21 protein-coding genes are annotated in these 16,727 nt (G+C 69.1%); 12 read left to right on the top strand and 9 right to left on the bottom strand.

From position 1 onward, the window contains the following. Positions 1-109 precede the first annotated feature (109 nt). Positions 110-721 (top strand): ANTAR domain-containing response regulator, encoded by a 612-nt coding sequence (locus tag ACXIZN_RS04160; RefSeq protein ID WP_005157321.1) that lies wholly within the window; start codon positions 110-112, stop codon positions 719-721. 49 nt (positions 722-770) lie between these two features. Here the strand turns inward: ACXIZN_RS04160 and ACXIZN_RS04155 are convergent, their stop codons facing one another. After that, positions 771-1,985, bottom strand: coding sequence for an alkaline phosphatase (locus ACXIZN_RS04155; protein WP_457952623.1), 1,215 nt, complete (start codon positions 1,983-1,985; stop codon positions 771-773). Positions 1,986-2,199: 214 nt separating this feature from the next. Between ACXIZN_RS04155 and ACXIZN_RS04150 the strand changes: the two genes are divergently transcribed. From ACXIZN_RS04150 to ACXIZN_RS04130, 5 genes are read left to right on the top strand one after another with little or no spacing between them, the layout of a single operon-like run. Beyond that, positions 2,200-2,664 carry an Asp23/Gls24 family envelope stress response protein gene (locus tag ACXIZN_RS04150; RefSeq protein WP_192741251.1) on the top strand — a complete coding sequence of 155 codons (465 nt, stop codon included), beginning with the start codon at positions 2,200-2,202 and terminating at the stop codon, positions 2,662-2,664. Positions 2,665-2,705: 41 nt separating this feature from the next. Then, a complete protein-coding gene (locus ACXIZN_RS04145; protein WP_005154991.1) occupies positions 2,706-2,882 on the top strand; it encodes a hypothetical protein in 177 nt (58 codons plus the stop codon). A gap of 5 nt (positions 2,883-2,887) precedes the next feature. Continuing rightward, entirely contained in the window at positions 2,888-3,274 is a 387-nt protein-coding gene (locus ACXIZN_RS04140) for an Asp23/Gls24 family envelope stress response protein (RefSeq protein WP_457952622.1), read from the top strand. Beyond that, positions 3,271-3,798, top strand: a complete 528-nt coding sequence (locus ACXIZN_RS04135; protein WP_457952621.1) for a DUF6286 domain-containing protein — start codon at positions 3,271-3,273, stop codon at positions 3,796-3,798. Before ACXIZN_RS04140 ends, ACXIZN_RS04135 begins: the two co-directional genes overlap by 4 nt. After that, on the top strand, positions 3,795-4,361 hold the full coding sequence (locus tag ACXIZN_RS04130; RefSeq protein WP_457952620.1) for an alkaline shock response membrane anchor protein AmaP: 567 nt from the start codon (positions 3,795-3,797) through the stop codon (positions 4,359-4,361). Before ACXIZN_RS04135 ends, ACXIZN_RS04130 begins: the two co-directional genes overlap by 4 nt. A gap of 4 nt (positions 4,362-4,365) precedes the next feature. Here the strand turns inward: ACXIZN_RS04130 and ACXIZN_RS04125 are convergent, their stop codons facing one another. The 3 genes from ACXIZN_RS04125 to ACXIZN_RS04115 form a co-directional block, all read right to left on the bottom strand. After that, a complete protein-coding gene (locus tag ACXIZN_RS04125) occupies positions 4,366-5,079 on the bottom strand; it encodes an anti-sigma factor (RefSeq protein WP_457952619.1) in 714 nt (237 codons plus the stop codon). After that, complete coding sequence (gene sigK, locus ACXIZN_RS04120; protein ID WP_457952618.1) at positions 5,076-5,672, bottom strand: ECF RNA polymerase sigma factor SigK; 597 nt, start codon at positions 5,670-5,672, stop codon at positions 5,076-5,078. The genes ACXIZN_RS04125 and sigK overlap by 4 nt, the downstream gene beginning before the upstream one ends. Positions 5,673-5,764: 92 nt before the next feature. Then, positions 5,765-6,232 carry a MarR family winged helix-turn-helix transcriptional regulator gene (locus ACXIZN_RS04115; protein ID WP_457952617.1) on the bottom strand — a complete coding sequence of 156 codons (468 nt, stop codon included), beginning with the start codon at positions 6,230-6,232 and terminating at the stop codon, positions 5,765-5,767. Positions 6,233-6,318: 86 nt separating this feature from the next. On the opposite strand from ACXIZN_RS04115, the gene ACXIZN_RS04110 reads away from it, so the two are divergent. Then, positions 6,319-7,425 carry a cytochrome P450 gene (locus ACXIZN_RS04110; protein WP_457952616.1) on the top strand — a complete coding sequence of 369 codons (1,107 nt, stop codon included), beginning with the start codon at positions 6,319-6,321 and terminating at the stop codon, positions 7,423-7,425. 47 nt (positions 7,426-7,472) lie between these two features. On the opposite strand, the gene ACXIZN_RS04105 is transcribed toward ACXIZN_RS04110, so the two are convergent. The 3 genes from ACXIZN_RS04105 to ACXIZN_RS04095 all read right to left on the bottom strand — a co-directional run bounded on the left by ACXIZN_RS04105 (position 7,473) and on the right by ACXIZN_RS04095 (position 9,149). Further along, positions 7,473-7,679, bottom strand: a complete 207-nt coding sequence (locus ACXIZN_RS04105; protein ID WP_457952615.1) for a CsbD family protein — start codon at positions 7,677-7,679, stop codon at positions 7,473-7,475. A gap of 85 nt (positions 7,680-7,764) precedes the next feature. Next, the gene (locus tag ACXIZN_RS04100; RefSeq protein WP_457952614.1) at positions 7,765-8,649 is read right to left on the bottom strand and encodes an alpha/beta fold hydrolase; all 885 of its coding nucleotides are present in this window, start codon (positions 8,647-8,649) and stop codon (positions 7,765-7,767) included. Next, on the bottom strand, positions 8,649-9,149 hold the full coding sequence (locus ACXIZN_RS04095; RefSeq protein WP_457960452.1) for an ATP-binding protein: 501 nt from the start codon (positions 9,147-9,149) through the stop codon (positions 8,649-8,651). Before ACXIZN_RS04095 ends, ACXIZN_RS04100 begins: the two co-directional genes overlap by 1 nt. Before the next feature lie 138 nt (positions 9,150-9,287). Between ACXIZN_RS04095 and ACXIZN_RS04090 the strand changes: the two genes are divergently transcribed. Both ACXIZN_RS04090 and ACXIZN_RS04085 read left to right on the top strand, forming a co-directional pair. After that, positions 9,288-9,899, top strand: coding sequence for a LysE family translocator (locus ACXIZN_RS04090; RefSeq protein ID WP_457952613.1), 612 nt, complete (start codon positions 9,288-9,290; stop codon positions 9,897-9,899). Positions 9,900-9,910: 11 nt separating this feature from the next. Further along, the gene (locus tag ACXIZN_RS04085; RefSeq protein WP_457952612.1) at positions 9,911-10,558 is read left to right on the top strand and encodes a B3/B4 domain-containing protein; all 648 of its coding nucleotides are present in this window, start codon (positions 9,911-9,913) and stop codon (positions 10,556-10,558) included. Here the strand turns inward: ACXIZN_RS04085 and ku are convergent. Both ku and ACXIZN_RS04075 read right to left on the bottom strand, forming a co-directional pair. Then, positions 10,545-11,501 (bottom strand): non-homologous end joining protein Ku, encoded by a 957-nt coding sequence (gene ku / locus ACXIZN_RS04080; RefSeq protein ID WP_457952611.1) that lies wholly within the window; start codon positions 11,499-11,501, stop codon positions 10,545-10,547. The two genes, ACXIZN_RS04085 and ku, sit on opposite strands and share 14 nt — an antisense overlap. A gap of 56 nt (positions 11,502-11,557) precedes the next feature. After that, a complete protein-coding gene (locus ACXIZN_RS04075) occupies positions 11,558-11,836 on the bottom strand; it encodes a YggT family protein (protein WP_126736729.1) in 279 nt (92 codons plus the stop codon). A 431-nt stretch (positions 11,837-12,267) separates the two neighbouring features. Between ACXIZN_RS04075 and ACXIZN_RS04070 the strand changes: the two genes are divergently transcribed. The 3 genes from ACXIZN_RS04070 (at position 12,268) to ACXIZN_RS04060 (ending at position 16,504) form a co-directional block, all read left to right on the top strand. Continuing rightward, positions 12,268-15,174, top strand: coding sequence for an AfsR/SARP family transcriptional regulator (locus ACXIZN_RS04070; RefSeq protein WP_457952610.1), 2,907 nt, complete (start codon positions 12,268-12,270; stop codon positions 15,172-15,174). A gap of 80 nt (positions 15,175-15,254) precedes the next feature. Next, positions 15,255-15,377 (top strand): hypothetical protein, encoded by a 123-nt coding sequence (locus ACXIZN_RS04065; protein WP_255432121.1) that lies wholly within the window; start codon positions 15,255-15,257, stop codon positions 15,375-15,377. Between the two features lie 53 nt (positions 15,378-15,430). After that, on the top strand, positions 15,431-16,504 hold the full coding sequence (locus ACXIZN_RS04060) for a SagB/ThcOx family dehydrogenase (protein WP_457952609.1): 1,074 nt from the start codon (positions 15,431-15,433) through the stop codon (positions 16,502-16,504). Positions 16,505-16,727 lie beyond the last annotated feature (223 nt).

Below are 16,727 nucleotides of genomic sequence, written 5' to 3'. Positions count from 1 at the left end.
CCGTCTGACGTGGTGAACGCCATCTAGCCGTCTGGATCGTTCCCGGTAGGCTTCAGGTTCGCGGACAGACCGCGAGCCGAACTGCCCGACGACCTTCAGGAGGACCCCGGTGACCGAGCAGGCTGCCGAGGCCAATGGTGCCGTCGCCGCACCCCAGCGGCGGGTGCTCGTGGCCGAAGATGAGGCCCTCATCCGTCTGGATCTCGTCGAGATGCTCCGTGAAGAGGGTTATGAGGTGGTCGGTGAGGCCGGGGACGGCGAGCAGGCCATCAACCTGGCCACCGAGTTGAAGCCCGACCTGGTGATTCTCGACGTCAAGATGCCCAAGCTCGACGGTATCGAGGCCGCCTCCAAGATCACCGGCGACCGGATCGCGCCGGTCGTCATCCTGACCGCGTTCAGTCAGCGCGACCTCGTCGAGCGGGCAAGGGACGCGGGCACGATGGCGTATCTGGTCAAGCCGTTCGCCAAGCGCGACCTGGTGCCCGCCATCGAGCTGGCCGTGAGCCGGTTCGCCGAGCTCCAGGCCCTGGAGTCCGAGGTCGCGGGCCTCACGGACCGGCTCGAGACGCGCAAGGTCATCGACCGCGCCAAGGGGCTGCTGATGAGCCGCCAAGGGCTCACCGAGCCGGACGCTTTCCGCTGGATACAGCGCACCGCGATGGACCGCCGGACCACGATGAAGGCGGTCGCCGAGGCAGTCGTCGAAAGCATCGGCTGACCGGCATCCGTGAAGGCCACCTCCGTCGCCGGAGGTGGCCTTTTCCGGTTCAGAGGCCGCTTGCGGCCCGCATCACCCAGTGGACGTCGGTGTTCTCGACGGTGCCACCCAAACGGGTGGCGCCGGGGCCTTCGGCGGTGACCGGGGTGTCGGAGCCCGTGTGGTCGTGGGTCGTCCAGTCGACGGTGAACCGGAGCTTCGAACCGGGGACGTCGAACGGGCCGTCCTGGTCGGGGTCGGTGTCGGAGGCGTCGTAGTTCTCGATGGCCAGCCCACCGGTCTCGTGGTCGCCGCCGATGATCACCAGCGTGTCGGGATGCGTGCGGACGAACCGCATGACCTCGGCGACGGTGGCGTCGAGCGCGCGGCCCGCGTCGATCACGCCGTGCGCGTTGTTCTCGTGCGACATCCCGTCGGTTCCCTCCTCCTCCAGGAAGAGGAAGAAACCGCGCGGGTTCTTCGAGAGGGTGTCCAGCGCCTTGCGCGCCATCTGCTGGAGCGGCACCCGCGGCGCGTACTTCCCCACACCGTCGGGGCCGTAGTCGACCATGTCCTCGTTCGCGAACAGGCCGAGGATCCGGTTCGCGCGGGTGTTCCGCAGCTCGTCGCCGTCGCGCACGTAGGTGTAGCCCGTCCGCTGCGCGCGTTCGACCAGGTTGCCGTACGGGCTGCGGCTCTCCTCCCCCGGCTTGTCCGGCCAGAGCCCGGGGTTCCCCTTCGGGTACCACCAGTCCTCACCACCGCCGAGCAGGACGTCCGGGCGGCTGTTCTCGATGTACTGCTTCGCGATGTCGCTCTGCGAGTCCCGGCTGGGCACGTGCGCCGCGAAGGCCGCGGGCGACGCGCCGGTCACCTGCGCGGTCGTCACCAGTCCGGTCGACTTCCCCGCCCGTTTCGCCCGTTCGAGGATCGTTTCCAGCGGGCGCCCGTGCACGTCCACGCCGACCGCGCCGTTGCGCGTCTTGTGCCCGGTCGCGAGGGCGGTGGCCGCGGCGGCCGAGTCGGTGACGATCTCGCCGGGGTCGTCCGAGGACGTCCGCACGAGGCCGGTGACGGCGAGCCCGTCCATCGCCAGCTCGCCGTTCTTGCCCTTGAGCGCCAGGCGGAGCAGGTCGCGCTGGCCGAGGCCGAGGCCGTCGCCCTGGATGTAGATGATGTTGCGCGCCGCGCGCGCCCCGGACCCCGCCGTCGTATCCGCGACGGCGGCCGAGCCGCCGCACAGGACCACCAGAACCGTCGCCGCCGCCAGACCTCGTCCGCGCACATCGCCTCCCATTAGTTAGGAACCTTTCCTAACAGAGATGTCACGTGAAGGCCAGTGCCCCCGTGGTCGGTTCGCGACCTGAAGGCATACCCGCGACCGGTGAGATCCAGACCACACGATCGTGTCGTGACGATCTTCGCGCGGCTGGGTCTATGGAGTGTGGGAGCGAAGAACTTCCACCGCAGGCAACGGAATCCGAACCGAGGAGATCGCGATGACGAACACCGCCACCACCGCCAAGCCGAACTCGAACTCCACCGCCCCGGCCGAGAACAGCGCGCTCGTCTCCACGCAGGGCGTGACCACGATCGCCGACACCGTCGTGCAGAAGGTCGCGGGCCTCGCGACCCGCGAGATCACCGGCGTCCACGCGCTGGGCGGCGGCGCCGTCCGGGCGTTCAACGCGCTGCGTGAGCGCATCCCCGGCGCCACCGCGTCCGCCGGGCAGGGTGTCTCCGTCGAGGTCGGCGAGCGCCAGGCCGCGGTCGACCTGCAGATCGTCGTCGAATACGGCGTCGCGATCGCGGATCTCGCCAAATCGGTGCGCCGCAACGTGATCGGCGCCGTCGAGCAGATGACCGGGCTCGAGGTCGTCGAGGTCAACATCAACGTGTCCGACGTGTACATCCCTGGCGACGACGACGCCGACGAGAACAACGAATCCACCCGCGTCCAGTGACCACCGGCGCCGGTTCGCGCCCGACCACAAGGAGAACGTTCATGAACGCCACCCATCTCGGCCTGTTGACCGGTCTCGTGCTCGGCGTGGCCGGCGCGTTCGGCGGCTTCGGCGCCTTCCTCGTCGTGCTCGTGCTCGCCGTCCTCGGCCTGCTGGTCGGCAGGTTCCTCGACGGCAAGCTCGACCTTTCGGCCCTGGCGGGCCGCGACAGGGGCTGATCGCCATGACGACCATGACCGCCGCCGCGCCCGCATCGGACGGGCGCGGCGCCCTGACCGTGGCCGACGGCGCCGTCGAGCGGATCGCCGCACAGGCGATCACCGAACTCGACGGCGTCGGCGGCGCGGCCTCCCGGGTGCTCGGGATCGCGGTCGGCGGTGAAGACCTCGACCAGGGCGCCAAGGTGAGCGCGCACGTCACCGGCTCGACGGCCACTTTGGACGTCCGGCTCTCGGTGAAGTACCCGCTTTCCGTGCGCGCCACCGCCGAAAGCGCGCGAGAGCATCTGATCCGCCGCGTGGGCGAACTCTCGGGCCTCGCCGTCACGCGGGTCGACATCACCGTCACGGCCCTGCATTCCACGGAGACCGAAACGAGGAGGGTCCGATGAAACGGCGCCCCCGCCGCACCGTCCCGGCCGTACTGGTCGCCCTCGTGGTACTCGCCGGATGCGCGCTGGCCGCCATCATCGCGATCCAGACGATCATCGGCGAGAAAACGTGGATCAGCTACGACACCGTCGCCTCCGCCCTGCACGACACCCGGTGGAGTGATCCGCTTCCGGCGATCGCCGGCGGCGTGGTCGCGCTGCTCGGCCTGGTGCTCCTCGTGGCCGCGATCGTCCCCGGGCGGCCCACCGTGCTGCCGCTCGGAGGCGGCACGGACTCCGGTGCCTCCCGGCGCAGCTACCGGTCGACGCTCCGCACCGCGGCGTCCACTGTGGATGGTGTCTCGGCGGCGAAACTGAAGGTCAAACGGAGCAAGGTCGTCTCGGTGGTCACCACCGGGCGGACGAACACCGCGGGGCTCGCCGACGCCGTCCGCGCGGCCATCGAGCACCGCCTCTCCCAGATCGGCCCCGCCACGGCCCCGGCCGTGCGGGTCCGCGTCAAGGCCACCAGGAGCGCGTCATGACCGACCTCAACCGTCCCGCCCGGCTGAACCGCACACTGCTGGTGCTCACCGGGATCGTGCTGCTCACCGTCGGCGGGTTCGCCGTCGGTACCCATTTCGGCCGGATCCCGCTGCTCGATCCCGGTGCCACGCTCGTCCCCGGCACCGCCATGCCGCCCGGATGGGTCTGGTACGCCGTCGCCGGGGCCGCGGTGGTCGTCGGGCTGCTGGCGCTGCGCTGGCTGATCGCGCAGCCCGTCCGCAAACCGAAATCCCACACCTGGCGCTTCGGCCAGGAGACCGGTGAGACCTCGCTGGCCGCGAGCACCGCGGTGGAACCGTTCACCGCGGAGGTCGCGACCTATCCCGGTGTCCACGCCGCGCACGCCACGCTCGGCGGAACGCAGGACGCGCCGGTGCTGGCCGTGGTGCTGAGCGCCGAGCAGGACGGCGATCTGGCCGCCATCCGCGAGCGGATCGCCGACGAGGGCCTGCCGCGGCTGCGCCAGGCGCTGGATCTCGCCGGGCTTCCGATGACCATCGAGTTCCGTTTCTCCGCGAAGACCGGGTCCCGCATTCAGTGACCCGCTAGACCAGGTCCACCATGACCACCGCCGGAACGGTCGGGGCAGGCGAGCCGCCGGCCGGTTCCGCGGTGATGCCGACCCGGTCGATCGCGCCCGGCAGGTCCGCGAGGAGCGGGCGAGTCCGATGTGGACCGTCCGGCGCCAGCAGCCCGGCCGAATGCACGCCGCTCGCCCCGAGGAGCCAGACCTGATACGTCTTGCCGGGCGCCAACGGCGGGAGGTCGCCTGCCAATACGACGACCTTGCCCTGGCTCCGCGAGGTGACGACCGTGGTGGTCTTGGACTCGGCGCCCTTGACCGTCGAGGCGTCGGGCGCGGTGAGCACGGCGTTCACCGAGGCCAGCTGCTGCTGGGCGGGGTCGGCTCCCGGCTCGGTGGTCGTGGTGACCAGGCTGAACACTAGCGCCCCGACGGCGGCCGCCGCGGCGCCCCACAGGGCGATCCGCGTCTTCACCGGCCCGCCCTGACGCGCGACAGCGACCAGCGGAGGCCACTGACGGGTGCGGGCGACCTCCTTGAGCGTCGCTTCCCGCAGCCTCGGCGGTGGCGGGGTGGCGAGTGCCGCCCCCAGCCGGGTGGCGGCCTCCCGCAGCTCCCGGACCTCCTGGCCGCACGCGGGGCAGCCCCGCAGGTGCTGTTCGAAGGCCGCGGCCTCTTCCTCCGGGACGGCGTCCACGGCGTAGGCCCCGGTCAGCGTGTGCAGTTCCGCCGTCATTGCCCGACCCCCAAGCAGTCGCGCAACCGGATCAGGCCATCGCGGATGCGGGTCTTCACCGTCCCGGGCGCGGTCTTGAGCACTTCCGCGACTTCCGGGTACGTATAGCCGTTGTAATAGGCCAGCACGACCGATTCCCGTTGCAGGTCGGTCAGCGCGGACAGGCACTGGCGCACCCGTTGCTGCTCCAGGTTGCTGATCGTCGACTCGGCGACCTCGTCGAACGGCCGGCGGAAGTCGAGCCTTCCCGCGCGATCGTCCCGGTCGAGCGCAGCCTGATGCGAACGCACCCGGTCGACGGCCCGCCGATGCGCGATCGTGAGCACCCAGGAAAGCGTGCTCCCCTTGCCCGGTTTGAACCGGGCGGCCGTCCGCCACACCTCCACCAGGACCTCTTGGGTGACCTCCTCGGCGAACGTGCCGTTGCGGACGACTCTGTTCACCACTCCCCACACCGGTCCCGCCACGACGTCGTACAGGTCGGCGAACGCCTGTTCGTCACCTGCCGCGACCCGTTGCAGCAAACTCGCCTCGGCGGGCTCCGCTCCGGTGCCGCCACTTCCGCGCGGACTCGCCCGCACTCCCTCGACCATCAAGCCGCCTCCACCTCACCCGACGCCCGGCTACGCGGTGCCGTGACGTCCGGGAGGGATTCGGTGCCGAGGGCGGATCGGACTGGTCCGGGTCACCCCTGTTCTTCGAGCACGCTGTCCATTGTGGACTTCAGATGCCGCAGGAAGGCCTCGAACCGTTCGATCTCCTCCGCCGGGTACTCCGCCACCAGCGCCGCGAGCCCGGCGCTGAACGGGCCGAAGAACTCGCGCGCCGGCCCCTGGATGTCCGGGCCGCTGCGCAGGGTCACCCGCCGCCGGTCGGTGTTCTCCCTGGTCCGCACCACGTAGCCGAGGCTTTCCAGCCGGTTCAGCAGATTCGTGGTCGCGCCGGAGGTCAGCGCGATGCGTTCGCCGAGCCGGGCCGGGGACAGCGGTGAGCCGGTGTCTTCGGCGTAGAGGATCTCCACCAGTGCGGCGGCGTCGGTGGCGTGCAGGCCGAGCCAGTCCGCGAACCGCCGGGTGAACTCGGTGTAGTTCGCCCCGAAACTCCGGAGGCCGTCCAGCAGCGACGCGCTTCGCGCCGCGACGTCGTCCTCCATAGCCCCTCCTCGGATCCGTGCTTTGACAACTTACCGGCCTCGAATATACCTTCACCGTGAAGATACTTTCTCATGAAGGAGTTCTAGTGCTCCCCGATCCGTTCGCCGCGACGACCCGCGGCATCACCGAACCCGACCCTGTCCGCCCCGCGCTGCGGGCCGCCGGCCCCCTCGTCGAAGTGGCCGCCCCCGAGGGCGGAAGCGCCTGGATCGTGACCGAGGAGAAGCTGGCCCGCGAGGTCCTGACCGACCCGCGCTTCGCGAAGGATCCCGCGCTCGCCCCGGACGGATGGACCGGGCTCGAACAAACCGCCGCCGAACAGCCGTCCCTCACCACGTTGGACGGTCCCGGCCACGCGCTCTTGCGGCGAGCGCACGCTCCTTTGCTGAGCGCCAAACGGATCCAGGCGCAATCCGACCGGATTCACCGGATCGCGCGAACACTGCTGGCGGATCTCGGCGACGGCACGGTCGACCTCATGGACGGGTTCTCCACCCGTTTCCCGCTGACCGTCCTGCTCGATCTGCTCGGCATCCCGCTGCACCTGCTCGACGCCGCGGTCGACGCCTGCCGGCGCATGTCCGACCCCGAACCGGGCGCACAGGGCAAGGCCATCGCCGCGATCGCGGATCTCGCCGCCGCCGGACTGACACCGAACCGGACGGGGCTCGCGACGGAACTGCGCGACAGCCTCCCGCCCGAGACGTCCGAAAAGGACCTGGGATATCACCTGTTCGCGTTGATCTTCGCCGGGCAGCTGACCACCGACGCCTCGATCGGTTTCCTGATCTCGCGGCTCCTGAACGGGGACGACGCCTCCGTGAACGATCTCGTCCGCGAAACGCTCCGGGAACATCCGCCCGCGCCGTTCACGCTCTGGCGGTTCACCACCGTGGAACTCGACCTGGCCGGGATCCGGCTCCCCACCGGGGCCCCGGTGCTCGTCGACATCCAGGGCATCAACACCGACCCGGCCAGGAAACCGGGCCCGGACCTGACCTTCGGTGCGGGCCCGCATTTCTGCGTCGGCGCCCAGCTCGCGCAGCTCGAACTGCGGGCGGTCGCGACGCTTCTGCGCACGGACTTCCCCGAAGCCCGGCTGGCCGTGCCCTACGGAGAACTCCGGCAGACGTTCCTCGGCGGCATCCAGGGGACGCGTCTCACGAGCTTGCCGGTGGTCCTGCGCGACTGAAAACGGGCCGGGGCGCGGAAATCCGCTGCCCCGGCCCGGAAGGACTGTTACTTCTTGAAGGTGTCGCGGATCTTGTCCGCCGCGTCGCCGACCGCGTCCTTCACGTTTTCGACCGCGCCCTTGAGACCGGTCTTCGCCTGGTCCGCCTGACCTTCCGCGCGCAGTTCCTCGTTCCCGGTGGCGTCGCCGGCGGCCTCCTTGGCCTTACCGCCGAACTCCTCGGCCTTGTTGCTGATCTTGTCACCCAACGACATCGTGTCCTCCTCAGGATCGAACGCCTTACCTCCGAAGGACAGACGAAGATCGCGATTCGTCACGCGCACGGACGGGTGATCGGCCTCACCCGAGCAGCGACGCCACCGCGGCCGCGAACGCTTCGGGGGCTTCCTGCGGGACGTTGTGCCCCACCCCCGGCAGGACCCGATGCTCGTACGGCCCGGTGAAGTACTCGCGGTCGCCCTCGGCGCTCGGGCCGCCGATGCCGTCGTCCCCGCTTTCCAGCACCACCGTCGGCACCGTGATGGCCGGCTCCTCCGCGATGAGGTCTTCGAGCGCCTGATACCGCGGATCGCCTTCCGCCAGGCCGAACCGGTGCCGGTACGAGTGGATGACGACGTCGACGAAGTCCGGGTTGTGGAGGCTGGGGGCGCTGGCCGGGAACGCCTCACCGGCGCCGGCCCAGGTCGGCGACCAGGTGCGCCACAACAAGGCGCACAGCTCGTCGCGGTTCTCCGCCAGCCCGCGACGGCCGCGCTCGGAATGGAAGTAGAACTGGTACCAGTACGTGCGTTCCCACTCCGGCGGCGCGGGTTCCCCCGCGTAGGCGAGATTTTGGACGTTGTAGCCGTCCACTGAGACCAGCCCGCGCACGCGCTCGGGCCGGAGCGCCGCCACGATGCACGCCGCGCGGCCGCCCCAGTCGTATCCCGCGACGACGGCCTTCTCCAGCCCCAATGCGTCCATGAAATCGAGCAGGTCCTGGGCGAGGGCGGCCTGCTGTCCGGAGCGCGGTGTCGCCTTGTCGAGGAAACGTGTCCCGCCGAACCCGCGGAGATACGGGACGTACACCGAGGCTCCGCGCGCCGCGAGGAGCGGGGCGGCCTCGTCGTAGGCCCGCACGTCGTACGGAAAGCCGTGGAGCAGGACCACCGGCGGTCCGCCCGCTTCGCCGGAGTGCTCATACTCGATCTCCAGGACCGGTGTGGTGACGCGCTTCGTGGCCATCAGCCGGACCAGCCGCTCAACCGGGTCAAAAGCCGTTCCAGGACTTCGGGATCGGCGCCGACGGGCTCGCCGGAGACGGGTTCGTCCACCAGGGTGCGGCGGTCGCCCCGCCTCGGCAGCCGGACCTGCCCGGCCGACAGGCCACCGGGCAGCGGCAGCTCGCACCAGAGGGTCACGCCGCCGGTCTGGCTCGGCGCCACCCCGGTCCGCTCACCCGGTGCGGGCGTCGGCACGGGAAGCCCGTCCAGCTCGTGGTCGACCTCGATGACCAGCACGCCCGACCGCAGGCGCAGTCTCAGCGTCAGGAAGGGCGGCTCCTTCGGATCGGCCGCGTCGACCAGCGTGCCCACCAATCTGGCGGCGGCGGTCTTCGCCTGATCGAGCAACGGCCGCAAGGACCAATCCGACAAGATGAGACGGACGAAGAGCTCGGAACACAACACGGCATTCGGTTGTGCCACCAGCCGGAGGTCGTCCACCTGGGAAGTGCGCGCGCTCAAACCAAGGCCTTCCTCGTCGACGTGCGAGCGTGCATCATGCCACTCCATCCGGTGAACCCTTCACGCCGGGCTTTGGTCCTGTGGAGTCACGCGTGTTTGGCTCTGTTCGTCGGACCAAAAAGCGCGCACAGTGAGCTCGTGAGCATCGCCTTCCTGATCACCACGCTGGTCGTGGTCGCCACGCCCGGTACCGGCGTGGTCTACACCCTTTCCGCCGGGCTGGCCCGGGGCAGAAGCGCGAGCGTCATCGCCGCGCTGGCGTGCACCCTCGGCATCATCCCGCACATGATCGCCGCGATCACCGGTCTCGCGGCACTGCTGCACGCGAGCGCGGTGGCGTTCGAAATCATCAAGTACCTGGGCGTCGCTTACCTGCTCTACATGGCATGGGCGACGCTGAAGGACCGCGAAGCGATCGTCGTGGACGGTGATCCCGAACCCGCGTCGACCCTGCGGACGATCACCTCCGGCGTGCTGATCAACGTGCTGAACCCGAAGCTGACACTGTTCTTCTTCGCGTTCCTGCCGCAGTTCGTCCCGGCGGGCGAGCCCGGTTCGATTCCTCGGATGCTGCTGCTGAGCGGGGTGTTCATGCTGGCGACCTTCGTGGTGTTCAGCGTGTACGGCGTCCTCGCCGCCGGCGTGCGGCACCACGTCCTTTCCCGGCCGCGCGTGCTCTCCTGGCTCCGGCGGGTCTTCGCCGGTTCCTTCGCCGCGCTCGGCGTCAAACTCGCGTTCACCACCCAGTAGACAGGTTCAGCATGAAGCTCCAGCACCACCCGGAAATCCGCGCCGCTCACCCCGATCTCGCCGTCGGCACACTGCAGGCCACCGGCATCACCACGGAAATACCGGTCGACCTCGAGAAGTTCCTCGCGCGGGCGACGCGGCGGCTCGCGGACGGGCCCGAATCGGAATTCCCCGAGATCCAGGCCTGGCGGCGGGCGTTCGCGAAGATGGGCCTGAAGCCGACGCAGTACCGATGCGCGTCGGAGTCACTGCTGCGCAGGCTGCGGAAAGAAGGCACGCTCCCCCGGATCCATCCGGTGATCGACCTCTGCAACGCGGTCTCGGTCGCCTACGCCATCCCGGTCGCGGTGCTCGACGTCGCGAAGATCAGCGGCTCGCTGGAGGTCCGCCACGCGCGGGGCGACGAGAAGTACGTGACCTTCGCCGGGACCGTCGAACAGCCGAACCCCGACGAGGTGATCTTCGCCGACGAGGACGGTCAAGCCCACGCGCGCCGGTGGACGAACCGGCAGAGCGGGCACTCCGCGGTCTCCGCCACGACGTCCGACGTGCTGATCGTTTCCGAAGGGCTGCACGCGACAGCGGCCGAGGACGTCCGGCTGCTGATCGAGGCCATCGCGAGCGAACTGGCGACGGCGGGTGTCGTCACGACGCTTTGAGCGCCTTCTCCAGACCGGCGCGCGTCATCTTCGACCGCCCCTTGATGTTCCGCTCCCGCGCCAGCTTGTCCAGATCCGCCTTCGACAGCGAGGACAGGTCTTTCGCAGCAGCCTTCTTCGCCGCGGTCTTCTTCGCGGCCGGCTTCTTCGCTCCGGATTTCTTCTTGGCCTTCCCGCTCTCCACGCTCTTCGAAAGCGCCTCGAACAGGTCGACGACCTTCGTCGGCTCGCCGGGTTCGGTCGCGGGCGTGATGGTGTCGCCCTTCTTCTTGGCCTTGATCAGCTCCCGCACTCGGTCGGTGTAGGTGTCGCGGTAATCTTCGGGCCGCCAGTCGTCGCTCATCGCGTCGATCAGGTTGACGGCCATGTCGAGTTCCTTGCCGCGCGCCTTCGCCTTGCCCGGCAGGTCCGGCAGCTGCTCGGCGGGATCCCGCAGGTCGGCGGCGAAATGCAGGGTGTTGAGCACCATCACGCCGTCCCCGGAGCGGACGAGCGCCAGGTACTCGCGGCCGCGCATGACGAACTTGGCGATCCCGGCCTTGCCCGACGAGTCCATCGCCTCGAGCAGCAACGCGTACGGACGCTCGAACTCGTCCTTCGCGGGCGCGAGCCAGTACGTCTTGTCGAAGAACATCGGGTCGATCGCGTCCAGCTCGACGAAGCTCTCGATGTCGAGCGACTTCGACCGGCCGGGGGCGATCTCGTCGAGCTCCTCGGGTTCGACGACCACGTACTCGCCGTTGTCGAGCTCGTATCCCTTGACGATGTCGTCGTAGCCGACCTCCTTGCCGGTGCGCTCGTTCACCCGCCGGTACCGGATGCGGTCCTCGGTCCCGCGCTGGAACTGGCGGAAGTGCACCGTATGGTCCTCGACCGCGCTGTACAGCCGGACCGGCACCGTCACCAAGCCGAGCGAAAGCGAACCGCTCCAGACCGGACGCATGGGCACTCCTCTCCTCCAGCGGGCTGGTACCCGGAATCGCGGCGGATCACACCTGGTCAGAGGCTGAACGCGAGGGACTGCAGGAGGACGACCCCGAGGAACACGAGGGTGAAGGCGAGGTCGAACGCGACCCCGCCCGCCCGAACCGGGCGCACGACGCGGCGGACCGGCGCCAGCACGGGCTCGGTCAGCCGATGGGCGATCCCGCGGGCGCGGAAGGCCCAGCCGGGCGGACGGGTGGCGAGGTTGACGACCCAGTCCAGCACCATGCGGACGATGAGCACGATCAGGAACAGGGTGAGCAGGTAGCCCAGCAGATCACCTAGAGCACTCATGGCGGCACACTCCTCTTTGGTCCAGTGTGCCGCGCTTTGCTGGGAGCAGCCTGTGACGGAAAGAAAGGGCTACCAGGGCGGTTGGCCACCCCCAGTTCGAAGGCCAACCGCCGCGGAGCCCCTACCCGCGGTTCGGCGCGCTGCCCCGTCGCTCCGACCCGCCAGCTGTGCCCTCAGCTTTCCAAGGCCCTGCATCGGAATTACATCGGCTCTCCACCGCATGGCATCCGCGCAGTTCAGGAGTGGCCCGGCGTAGAATCGAACCGGTTTCAGGGCAGCCCCGTGCCCGTCCGTTAGGCCGAATGCCGTAAGGCGCGCACCGCGCCGACCTGGCTGGCGGCCGAAGCGGTGGGCTAGGGTGCCGGTCAGCCGCCGAACGGACTGGAGGTAGTGCGTGAGCACGCTCACGGTCTCGGACGACATAGTCGCATATGACCGCTGATCGTTTACCCGATTCGGCGGGATCGCCCACCGGCGGCCCATCCCAGCTCAGCTTCTCCGTTCTCGGCCCGCTCGAAGCCGAGGTCGACGGTGTCCCCGTCCGTCTGGGCGGACGCCGCGAACAGCGCCTCCTCGCCGCCCTCCTGATCAACGCGGGCAGGCTGGTCCCGGTCTCGTACCTGATCGGCACGATGTGGCCGGAGAATCCGCCGAAGACCGCGGTCCGCCAGGTCAGCAACGCGATCGCGCGGTTGCGGCACGACCTCGGCGTGGCCCGGTCCGCCGTGGTCACCACCGGATCGGCGTACCGCGTCGTCGTCAGCAGCGCCTCGCTCGACTCGGTCCGCTTCGAAGCGGACTACAACCAGGGCGCCGAACTCCTGTCCGCCGGGCTGATCTCCCAGGCGGCCGCCAAGCTGGCGGACGCGCTCTCGCTCTGGCGCGGCCCGGCTTTCGACGGTCTCGAAGGCGACGCCATCGAGCAGACCGCGCGACGCCTCGACGAAGAACGCCTGGCCGCCAGCGAGCTCCTCATCGGTGCCAGGCTCCGGCTCGGCGAAACCGAAGCGGCTGCTCGCGAGGCCTTCGACCTCGCCGCCTGGCATCCCACGCGCGAGACCTTGCAGTGCCTCACCATGCTGGCGCTCTACCGGGCGGGCCGCGGCGCCGACGCGCTCCGGACGTTCGACCGGACCAGGGTCGCGCTCGCCGAGGAGCTCGGCGTCGACCCGAGCGCCGAACTGAGCGCGCTCCACCAGCAGATCCTGCGGGCCGACGCCGAGCTGATGACGGACGGCGCCCTCGTCCGCTACGGCGTCGGCGGGCTCCGGGCCGGAATGGACACCGGCGGACGGCGCGAGGACGCGGACGCGCAGAAGGCGCTGTTCCCCCGCCCCGCGCAACTTCCCGCGGATCTCCCCGCGTTCGGCGGCCGTGCCGCGGAACTGCGGACCGTCCTGGAGATCGGCCAGGCGGGCTCCTCGGCGGGGCCAAGACTGATCGCCATCGACGGGATGCCCGGGGTCGGCAAGACCGCGCTGGCCGTCCACGCCGCACACCGGCTCGCGCCGCTGTTCCCCGACGGGCAGCTCTTCGTGAACCTCGAAGGGTTCTCGCCCGCGGGCGACCCGGTCGACCCGGGGGCCGCGCTCGAAGCGCTCCTGCGGTCGCTCGGCATCCAGGGTTCGGACATTCCCACCGGGACCGAACAGCGCGCGGCGCTCTTCCGGAGCTGCCTCGCCGGCAAACGCGTACTTCTGGTGCTGGACAACGCCATCGGGGCGGCGCAGGTGAACCCGCTGCTGCCCGGCTCGGCGAGTTGCTGCGTGCTGATCACCAGCCGAACCCGGCTCGTGGACCTCGACGGCGCCGAGCTGCTCTCGCTGGAACCGTTCAGCCGGGCCGACGCCGTGGAACTGCTCGGCCGGATCGTCGGGCCGTCGCGGCTGAGGAGGGAATCCCCGGACGCGGCCGACCAGGTCGCGAGCCTGTGCGGTGATCTCCCGCTCGCACTGGCCGTCACGGCGAGCAGGCTGCGCGCGCGGGCGTCGTGGACGCTCGACTTCGTCGCCAGGCAGCTGCGCGACGAACGGAACCGGTTCGGCGAGCTCACCGCCGGGGAACGCGACGTCGCGGGCGCGTTCCGGGTGTCCTATCTGAACTTGACCGAGACCGAGCGCCGGGTGTTCCGCCGGCTGAGCCATCATCCCGGCGCCGCTTTCGATCTCCACTCGACGGCGGCCCTGGCGGAAGTGAGCCTCGGCGAGGCCCGCCGTCTCGCCGAACGCCTCGTCGACGTGAACCTCCTGCGCCAGCCGTCGATGGACCGGTACGAGATGCACGACCTGCTCCGTAGTTACGGTCGCGAACTCCTGCTCGCCGAGGAGGCCGAGCACCAGCGCGAAGCGATGATGCGGAGGCTGTTCGACTACTACCGCAGCACCGTCGCGGCCGCGATGGAGTTCATCGACCCGGACTCCGAAGACGAGCCGGGCGGCCTGGAGGTCCCGAAGAGCGAGTTCGGACAGTCCTTCGCGGACTACGACCAGGCGGCGCACTGGATGGACGCGCAATGGCAGAACGTGCTGCCGGTGGCCGTCGCGATGAACAACCACCAGCAGTACTCCGACCTCGTGCCCTTCTGTTCGGCCGTGTGGCGCTACTTCGACAACCGCGGCTACTACCGGCAGGCCAGGGAGCTGGAGACCCTCGCCCTGTCCGCGGCGCGGGTCACCGGGAACGTGGTCCTCGAGTACCAGGCGCTCCACATGTACGCGCTGACCCTGTGGCGGCTCGACGAGTTCACCGAGGCGAACCGGCTGTTCAACGAGGTGTTCGAACTGGCCGCGACCACCGGCGACATCCGGATGCAGTGCCGGGCCAGGGGCAACTCGGGGGTCACCCACTGGCTCAAGGGCGAGTCGGACGAGGCGATCGAACACCTCGGCTGGGTCCGCGAGACCGCCCATGCCCATGGCAGTGTGCTCATCGAAGCCCGCGCCAGGCACCGGATCGGGCTGATCCACACCGAGAACAGGCGTTATCCCGAAGCCGCCGAGGAACTCGACAAGGCGCTGAGGCTGGCGCAGGAGAACGAGTCGCCCGATCTCGAGGCGGAATGCTTTCTCGCGCTCGGTATCAATTCGCGCGGACTCGGTGACGGCGCGCTCGCGGTCAGTCAGTTGACGACCGCGGTGGAAGTGCTCGAATCGACCGGGAATCGCAGCATGCTGCCCATCGCCCACAAGGAGATGGCGTTCGCGTTCGACATTCTCGGTGAGCGACTGAATGCGGACCGTCATCGCCGGTTCGCATTGCGCCTCTACAGCGATCTCGGCATTTCGGAGTCGCCAGAGGTTCGCGAACTCAAACAGCGCCTGAGCGATTACTCGGCGTAATTACCCATCTGCTCCGGTACTCTGTTGGTGTGGGTATATTCGCTTGACCGGAGTAACCACTCACGGAGAGGATCGACGGCATGCACGACGAGGATGACGACGAGTTCTTGTACGAGCTCGAAGCGGAGTACAAGGCGCAGAGCACTTGGGGCGGGTTCGAGCCGCCTCCGCACGGCGGGCCTCCTTTCCGCTCGCGACGCTGAATGACCTGACGTATTCGGAACGTATTACTGGGGACTGGGGCACAAGACATTCGATGCTGGTCAGGGTTTCCTCGTGCGGAACGCTTTATTGGTCCGATGGTGACGTCGTCTGGGACGACCATCTCGGCCATCGCCAGCTGAAACTCGCCGAAGGAACCGAGCGCGTCCTGCGTTGGTTCAGTTCTTGGCGAGAACCGGAATCGATCCGCACCGCGGACGAGAATCCCGAGATCGGGGAAAGGCTCGTCCGTATCGCGCGAGCGATGATCCGGTACGACGTGCTGGTGGTCAAAGGTTCTTCCCGGCAACAACGGGAAGAGGAGATCCTTCGGGATTGGGGCCCTTGGGGAACGTCCGCGCGGGCGTTTCACTTCGGCACCCGCTCCTTGCGGGAGACCGAGTTCACGACCAGCGAAATGACGGCGAAAACCTTGCTGGAGAAGGCGAAGGCCAGTCCTCCGCCTTCTCCGGTGAGGCCATCCGGCGAGCACGACGCGATAGCGCTGCCCGAACCGTCACCGGAACCCTTGAACGCGATCGCGCTGGGCGCCGCGCTGAACCAGCGCAGAAGTGTCCGCGAGTTCGGCGAGGAACCCTTGCGGCTGCGCGATTTGAGCACTCTCCTCACCGCGGCCAGGCCGACGAGGCCCGAAACGCATTCCGACATCCCCGCCACCGGGAACGTCTTCAAGACGAGCCCTTCGGGCGGAGCCCGGCACCCGACCGAGGTGTACGTCTACGCGAGGAACGTCGATGGCCTGGATCGGGGCGCCTACCACTACGACGGTTTCCGGCACCGCCTCACGCCACTGGACGCCAAGCTCGACGACGACGAACTGACCGCGCTCGCCGGCGACCAGCAGTGGACCCGGAATGCCGGCGCGCTGCTGATCTACACCAGCGTCATCGAACGGAACCAATGGAAGTACCCGGTGAGCCGCACCTATCGGGTACTGCTGATGGACGTCGGCCACCTGAGCCAGACCGTGTACCTGATGGCGACCGCGCTGGGACTGAACGTCACGTTCACCGCGGCGCTTCGCGACGAACTGGTCGAGGACCTCCTCGGCTGCGATCCTGCCAACGAGCTGGTGCTGGGCATGTCGGTGCTGGGCGCTCGCCTGTGAATGCCTGATGCTGTAGGGCTTTGCCGTATTTCGGCGATGGGGCACTTTGGCCGCCGGGAAGGACGACTATGGTGCGCCCGGTGCGGATGAACCCCAGGACCGCATGCGGCGCGACAGCCGCAGCGAGTCCTGTGCATGCGCTCGGCCGTTGCCGTGACTCGAGCAATGCGGTGGGGGCCATCGACCCGGTGGCCGTCATTCGGCTATGGCGCTTCACCGGGGC

Source organism: Amycolatopsis sp. TRM77291 (assembly GCF_054166285.1).
Note: the sequence above shows the minus strand (reverse complement) of the source record. Positions and strands in the feature narration are given on the sequence as shown.